Annotated in this window: 2 protein-coding genes; one reads left to right on the top strand and one right to left on the bottom strand. The window is 48.2% G+C overall.

What is annotated here, in order from left to right:
- The first annotated feature begins 172 nt into the window (after nt 1-172).
- Entirely contained in the window at nt 173-967 is a 795-nt protein-coding gene (locus tag J5224_RS26130) for an MBL fold metallo-hydrolase (RefSeq protein WP_264628097.1), read from the top strand.
- Nucleotides 968-995: 28 nt separating this feature from the next.
- Here J5224_RS26130 and J5224_RS26125 read toward each other — a convergent pair whose 3' ends face one another.
- Nucleotides 996-1835 carry an SDR family NAD(P)-dependent oxidoreductase gene (locus J5224_RS26125; RefSeq protein WP_264628096.1) on the bottom strand — a complete coding sequence of 280 codons (840 nt, stop codon included), beginning with the start codon at nt 1833-1835 and terminating at the stop codon, nt 996-998.
- Nucleotides 1836-1874: the final 39 nt, after the last annotated feature.

Raw genomic sequence — 1874 nt, 5'->3', positions numbered from 1 at the left:
GCAATCATAACGGACATGACGCTTCCCATGAAACTAACAGAATTCAACGGAACAAGAATCTGCGTGCTTGCCGACGATATGAACAAAAGCGAATCGATTGAAATCGCTTTAATAGTGAATTAATCTTCGCTTACCCTTGTGTTACCGTCACTCGCAACACATAAGAAAAAGAATGCCACTAAAAATCACGGTTCTTCTTGAAAATCGTCGAGGGAAAGATTCCCAATTAATAGCTAAAGCTGGATTAAGCCTGCTGATTCAAGACCAAGATACCACCGTGCTCTTTGATACCGGCCCAGATGCCAGTTTTGTTCACAATGCCACACTGATGGGCGTAGATCTGGCGAATATCGATGCCGTTGTATTGTCACATGGGCACTACGATCACTGTGGCGGCGTTTCAGCACTTCCTCATGGCACTCGTATTATTTGTCATCCCGCTATTATCGATAAACGCTTTTCATCTGTTACTCTTTTTGGCTATACACCAAAAATAAAGAAACTGTCTCTTGATATTGATTATTCTCCCTACCGAATGCAATTCTCTCGTACTCCATTGGACATTAGCCAATCGATAATGTGGTCTGGAGAGATTCATATAAACAAACCGCATGCCTATGGCGTATTAGCAGGAACACCAGACTCGCCTGATTATATTCAGGATGAAGGTGTGCTGATTTATAAATCTTCGCGAGGATTAGTCATTGTAACGGGCTGCGGGCACCGGGGAATTGGTGGGATTGTAGAACACTGTAAAAATATTACTGGCATCAACCAGGTTTACGCGTTGATCGGTGGTTTTCATCTTCGATGCGCTTCGCCCTCTACATTGCTCAGCACGAAGAAACTGATTGCCGAACAGCGAATCGAGAAAGTCATGGGTTGTCACTGTACCGGATTATGGGGACGACTGTGGATACCAAACATGACATCGCCAATGACGGGCGATGTCATTTATCTAGACTGATTGAATAAAGCGCACGCGCTCTGGAGCCTCAGCGCTTTAGCCAGCGTTCAAAATCGTCTTTCCAGTCAGGATGCCAGCGAGACAGTGCCGGACGGTTCTCAAGCATGTCCTGACAGGCCCAGAGAATACGTTTTGCATCTGTCCCGCAGCTGACGGCGTTATCGGGGCAAATAATATAGAAATCACCGTGTTCAAACCGGGGAACAAAGTAGTCAATGACCTGTGCCGCCGTCCATGCTTCATCAGGCTTGATCCCTTTGCGTTCGTCCATGCCGGGGTCATTCATAGCTGTCCACGTGTAACCCGGAACAAGTAAATGCGCGGTTAACCTGCTCCCGGTATCCATCAGTAACTGGTGTGATAATTGCTCTGTCAGTACCTTCACGGCAGCTTTTGAGGCATTGTAGGCGGCAAACCCAGGTGGCGTGGTAATGCCTTCCTTTGACCCCAGATTCACCACCGCACCGCGCTCCTTCATCTTAAGCATCTCTGGAAGGAACAGATGCTGGGTGGCCACGATTGAGGTTAGGTTAACGGCCATCTGATGTCGCCACCGATCAGGCGAATCGCAGGCACCTGCGGCAACTTTGGCACCGGCATTATTGAAAAGCAGATTAACTTTTCCGTAGGTACTGTAAGCCGTTTTGTGCAGTTGTCTCAGGTCCTCCTCCCGGGTGACATCACCGATGACCAGTGTAATTTCAGTGTCAAGTTCATCGGCCAGCACCTGAAGAGCTTCCCGATCGCGGTCGAACAGGCAAAGCTTCATGCCCTGATGTGCAAACTCGCGTGCCGCTGCTGCGCCAATCCCCCTTGCGGCTCCCGTAATCACGGCAACGTTTTCTGATTTAATGACTTTTTCATTCATGATTAACTCCGTCGTGTGATGTAGACAGAAAGGGACATC

Source organism: Candidatus Symbiopectobacterium sp. NZEC135 (genome assembly GCF_025962695.1).
This window is presented reverse-complemented; position numbering and strand designations above follow the sequence as displayed.

Excerpts from the sequence above, each read along its gene's own strand:
- J5224_RS26130 (WP_264628097.1), top strand. The coding sequence starts at position 173 with ATGCCACTAAAAATCACGGTTCTTCTTGAAAATCGTCGAGGGAAAGAT.
- J5224_RS26125 (WP_264628096.1), bottom strand. The coding sequence starts at position 1,835 with ATGAATGAAAAAGTCATTAAATCAGAAAACGTTGCCGTGATTACGGGA.